The following is a 4,598-nucleotide window of genomic DNA, read 5'->3' on the forward strand; positions in this document are numbered from 1 at the left end:
GGTAGCCTTAGCCATTTTAGTCCAAGCGATTACTTCCTTTCTTCTTACTAAAATATTAAGTGTACAAGCGCAGTATATGATTTCTGAACTGAGAGCGCAAGTTCAAAAAAAGGTACTGTCATTACCTATTCGATTTTTTGACAATACCAAGTCTGGTGCTCTGGTATCAAGAATTATGAGCGATGTAGAAGGGGTTCGTAATTTAATAGGAACTGGACTGGTACAATTAGTAGGTGGCTCCATAACCGCCGTGGTATCATTAGTCTTGCTATTACGCATTAGCTGGACGATGACTTTATTTATCCTAATCCCATTGGCTATTTTTGCTCTAATTGCAATAAAGGCATTTAAAATTATACGACCAATTTTTAGAAATAGAGGTGTCATTAATGCTGAGGTCACAGGTAGGTTAACAGAAACGTTAGGTGGTGTAAGAGTCATAAAAGGTTTTAATGCCGAAGAGCAAGAAAACAAAATATTTGAAGAAGGCGTAGAACGACTATTTCAAAATGTGAAAAAAAGTTTAACGGCGACAGCTATTATCACCAGTTCTTCGACCTTTTTATTGGGTCTAGCTACAACAGGAATCATGGGAATAGGTGGTTATAAAATCATGATGGAAGAGTTAACTATAGGAGATTTTTTAACCTTTACTTTTTTATTAGGATTGATGATTGCACCGATCGTGCAAATGAGCAATATAGGTAGTCAACTGACAGAAGCTCTAGCAGGTCTAGACCGAACTGAAGAATTAATGAATATGACGCCTGAATCTGACGAAGAGAATCGAACGGAATATTTAGAGAACTTTGAGGGTCATATTGTATTTAACAACGTCTCTTTTGCGTACGAAGAAAACAAAGAAGTATTGCATAACATCAATTTTGAAGCAAAATCAGGTGAGGTCATTGCTCTGGTAGGTAGTTCAGGTTCTGGAAAAAGTACGATTGCAGGACTTGCGGCAACCTTTTTAAATCCTCAGTCGGGCACCATAACTGTCGATAGGCAAGATATAGCTACGATCAATCTCAATAGTTTCAGAAAACATCTAGGAGTCGTTTTACAAGATGAGTTCCTTTTTGAAGGTACGATAAGGCAAAATATCCTTTTCCCTAGACCTAATGCCACAGAAGAGGAACTAAAAGCAGCTGTAAAAGCTGCCTATGTAAACGAGTTTACCGACCGATTTGACGAAGGCTTAGATACATTAATAGGCGAACGTGGAGTAAAACTGTCAGGCGGTCAACGTCAACGTATTGCCATTGCAAGAGCTGTACTAGCAAATCCAAAAATTTTAATTTTAGATGAAGCTACCTCTAATCTAGATACAGAAAGTGAAGCATTAATTCAAAAAAGTCTGGCAGAATTGACTAAAGGAAGAACCACCTTTGTCATCGCACACCGATTAAGTACTATTAGAAAAGCAGATCAGATTTTAGTGATAGAAAATGGCCGCATTGCCGAACAGGGAACGCATGACGAATTGATTGCTAGTGAAGGTAGGTATTACAATTTGTTTACCTATCAGGCGCGCATTTAAAAGGTAAGAATTTCTATTCAACTTTTTTAGTTGGATTAGAGATGGTGTTCACGGTAAAATTGTGAACCTACAATTGAACTAAATAGCCTATTTTATTAATAAATTCTACAAAGTCTTTACACATGGAAAGAATAGTTGTCTAAAAGGAAATAAGACCTAATATAAAAAACAACACTTTCCCAGTTGGCGCAAGCGTCACGCTCGTGATCTACACAACAATAGTTAAGAAAAAAGGAAAGCTAGCAATGGTTTTCTTTTTTTTATGCTATGGAATTAAAGTGTCGCTACATTTTTATTAAAGAAGTCTTTGAACTTCTTTTTAGTAAGAAAGGAATCAATCATTTAAAAGATCATAGAGCGTTTTTCCTCGTGCAGTTCTTGCGTAGTTGAAGTTGTTCCATAGTACTCTTATCTTCAACCTCTACTTCTTGCGGCAGCTGTCCAGCCATATAGAACAAGTTCATCTAGAGTTACATTAAAGAAACTAGCTATCTTCCCTAGAGTGTTTAAAGAAATCTCATGTGGACCGCTTTCCATCTTGCATTAGGGAACGGGGGATGCCTAAAAATTAAGATACCAGTCTTTGGGGCCTCTGAGGTTTATTTGGCGAGTATCATTTAATTCAAAATCATTGCATTTGAACAAATTAAACTACTACAAATGAGATTTTTAAAACTTGATAATAATCAGGGTCAAAACTTAGGATCTAGTGCTTCACGGCGTGCAGGTTCGATTCCTGTCATCCGCACAAGAGTCTAAAGCCGCTATAACAGCGGCTTTTTCGTTTTTCGATGTTTAATACAAACAAATGAAAAACACAAGTGAGTATACTTTTACCACAGATTTGAAAAATAGAAAATACACTTCATCTCAATTAAGCATATGCAAAGTCACCGTACATGGTAAAAAAGTAGCTGCCATTGCGCCTGGTAAAAGAAGGTCTATTTATTTTAGATACCTGGTCAACTTTACAAATTTTATAAGAAGCTCAACAATTTAAAAACGGTTGCCGAACGGCGTAAATACGGAATGGCACTGGCAGAAGTTTATGTAGAACTACTAAACCGTGGCTGGTGACTAGAAAACGACAATGGCTCACAAGAAAACATACAACCTGCTAATACACTGCAGGAAGCTTATAAGATAGCGGTTTATAGCACTATTATCTGCCCAAGTACAAACACAATTAATTTGCAGTAAACGAAGTAGAACCAAATAAAAAATTAAATACTGGCGGAAGTTTCGTGTTTGTTTTTTGATCTATTAATTTCGCCGCCAAGAACCAATGCTGCAGAAATAATTATTAGATTTTTAATTATGTATTGCCCTTCCAATGTAGGAAGTAAAATATTATTTGATTGAAAAGTTACTTCAGGAAGAAAAACCAATGGCATAAAAGTCCCTAACATCTGCGCAAATAGCAGTATAATAGCCATCCGTGTTGTTTTCTCAAAGAGAAAGCAAATACCTATAATAACTTCCCACCATCCAATAATTATTAACCAATTATCTGCAGAACCGAATGGCAACCATACAACAGTCGCTTTCAGTAGACCCTCTGCGGGCGATAGATGCAATGGTTTTAATATTCCAAACCAAATAAATATGATACCAAACGAGAGACGAATTGCAATTCTGCTCGTCCTTTTCATAATTTTTATTGACCTCTGATCTAACTTTTTAATAATTTCCTTGTCAAATTTTTTGATAATTCCTTTCATAATCAATTTTAAATTTGGTAACAGTTTGTCTTTCTTATCTAATTGTTGCAAACAGATGGTATTTTCATGATGTGAAAAAATTTGAGACTTCTGTGTTTTAGATTGGATAGAATATCTTGAGAAACAGTAATTTTTACACTAGCTTTTTGTTTGTTATAATAACTATCAAACTCAATTTTCGATAGTTCCTTGGTAAAAAAAAAAGCAAAAATAGTAAAAATTATTTATGACACGATAAAAAAAAATCAGTAATTGAATTCAATATCTTACCATTATCAATCAAACGATGGCGTAATTTATGGTTTTAAAAGGCATTAAATAAACTGGCTTAGTTTAGTGCCCAATAAGATCGGAATATTATTATGAATCTCAAATAATACATTTGAAACATGAAGTTCAAGAAATGGAGCTTAGCAGAAAAGCTGGAAATCCTTCCCAAATCAGAGGAATTGGGAATTGTAGAAGCTTGTCGTAAATACAGTGTCAGCACCGGCACTTTTTACAGCTGGAAGAAGAAGCTGTTGAAGTTGTTCCATAGTGGTCTTATTTTCCACCTCTAACTCTTTTGGCAGCTCCCCATCCATATAGACCAAGTTCATCGAGAGAAACGTTATAGAATCTAGCAATCTTTTCTAGAGCGTTTAAAGAAATCTCACGCTGCCCGCTTTACATCTTGCTGTAGGAAATGATGGATACCTTAAAATTAAGATACCAGTTTTTGGGAGCTATGAGATCTATCTTGGCGATTATCAAGGCGGTTATCATTTAATTTAAAATCAGTACATTTGGAATACAAAATATTTCAAATGAGAACTTTAAGACTTAAAAACAATCAGAGTAGAAAATTTACATTTGTCTTGCTATTTGCTTTTATTCTTCAGGCAGCAGCTCAAAATTCACAACGACCTGTTCCTGAAAGTTGGAATATCGCTAGCATTGAAAAAGTAGCGGCCGTTGAACTTGAGAAACCAAATTTAGCTCCTTTAAAAGCCGAAGATGCTGTTAATGATTTAGATAAGTCTATTCCTTGGCGATTTGGATATGATCATTTTGTAGATTACGGCATAGATAATGCTGGAAAATGGCATTCATTACCAAACGGTGATCGCATTTGGAGAATTAAATTTATTTCTCCTAACGCATTATCAATGAATCTGATTTTTGATAGTTATAATATTCCTATCGGAGGAAAAGTATACATCTATAGTGGTGACAAATCTCAAATTCTAAATGTATTTACACATCAACACAACAGTCCTGAAGAAATTTTAGGAACATGGATGGTTGATGGTGAAAGTATTTGGATTGAATATTTTGAACCAAAAAAAGTAAGTGGT

At 35.2% G+C, this 4,598-nt stretch carries 6 protein-coding genes and 1 pseudogene; 4 read left to right on the forward strand and 3 right to left on the reverse strand.

Features of this window, described 5'->3' with window-relative positions:
- Positions 1–1,540 (forward strand): ABC transporter ATP-binding protein (locus ACJAT0_RS12655; RefSeq protein WP_415181946.1); only part of this gene is annotated, 1,540 nt, incomplete at its 5' end.
- A gap of 414 nt (positions 1,541–1,954) precedes the next feature.
- Here ACJAT0_RS12655 and ACJAT0_RS12660 read toward each other — a convergent pair.
- Complete coding sequence (locus ACJAT0_RS12660) at positions 1,955–2,077, reverse strand: helix-turn-helix domain-containing protein (protein WP_374003525.1); 123 nt, start codon at positions 2,075–2,077, stop codon at positions 1,955–1,957.
- Positions 2,078–2,348: 271 nt separating this feature from the next.
- On the opposite strand from ACJAT0_RS12660, the gene ACJAT0_RS12665 reads away from it, so the two are divergent.
- Positions 2,349–2,540 carry a hypothetical protein gene (locus ACJAT0_RS12665; protein ID WP_374003524.1) on the forward strand — a complete coding sequence of 64 codons (192 nt, stop codon included), beginning with the start codon at positions 2,349–2,351 and terminating at the stop codon, positions 2,538–2,540.
- A gap of 223 nt (positions 2,541–2,763) precedes the next feature.
- Here the strand turns inward: ACJAT0_RS12665 and ACJAT0_RS12670 are convergent, their stop codons facing one another.
- Positions 2,764–3,312 carry a DoxX family protein gene (locus tag ACJAT0_RS12670; RefSeq protein ID WP_415181947.1) on the reverse strand — a complete coding sequence of 183 codons (549 nt, stop codon included), beginning with the start codon at positions 3,310–3,312 and terminating at the stop codon, positions 2,764–2,766.
- Positions 3,313–3,650: 338 nt separating this feature from the next.
- Here ACJAT0_RS12670 and ACJAT0_RS12675 point away from each other — a divergent pair, with 338 nt between their 5' ends.
- The gene (locus tag ACJAT0_RS12675; protein WP_415181948.1) at positions 3,651–3,821 is read left to right on the forward strand and encodes a transposase; all 171 of its coding nucleotides are present in this window, start codon (positions 3,651–3,653) and stop codon (positions 3,819–3,821) included.
- On the opposite strand, the gene ACJAT0_RS12680 is transcribed toward ACJAT0_RS12675, so the two are convergent.
- Positions 3,805–3,912, reverse strand: a complete 108-nt coding sequence (locus ACJAT0_RS12680; RefSeq protein ID WP_415181949.1) for a hypothetical protein — start codon at positions 3,910–3,912, stop codon at positions 3,805–3,807. The genes ACJAT0_RS12675 and ACJAT0_RS12680 overlap by 17 nt on opposite strands.
- A 155-nt stretch (positions 3,913–4,067) precedes the next feature.
- Here ACJAT0_RS12680 and ACJAT0_RS12685 point away from each other — a divergent pair.
- Positions 4,068–4,598 (forward strand): annotated as a pseudogene (locus ACJAT0_RS12685) (hypothetical protein); the annotation flags it as partial.

The sequence above is a fragment of the Nonlabens sp. genome, assembly GCF_047636915.1.
GTDB lineage: Bacteria > Bacteroidota > Bacteroidia > Flavobacteriales > Flavobacteriaceae > Nonlabens.

Bases quoted from the DNA above. Each gene is read 5' to 3' on its own strand.
- ACJAT0_RS12660 (WP_374003525.1), bottom strand. From the start codon at position 2,077: ATGGAAAGCGGTCCACATGAGATTTCTTTAAACACTCTAGGGAAGATA.
- ACJAT0_RS12665 (WP_374003524.1), top strand. From the start codon at position 2,349: ATGAAAAACACAAGTGAGTATACTTTTACCACAGATTTGAAAAATAGA.
- ACJAT0_RS12675 (WP_415181948.1), top strand. From the start codon at position 3,651: ATGAAGTTCAAGAAATGGAGCTTAGCAGAAAAGCTGGAAATCCTTCCC.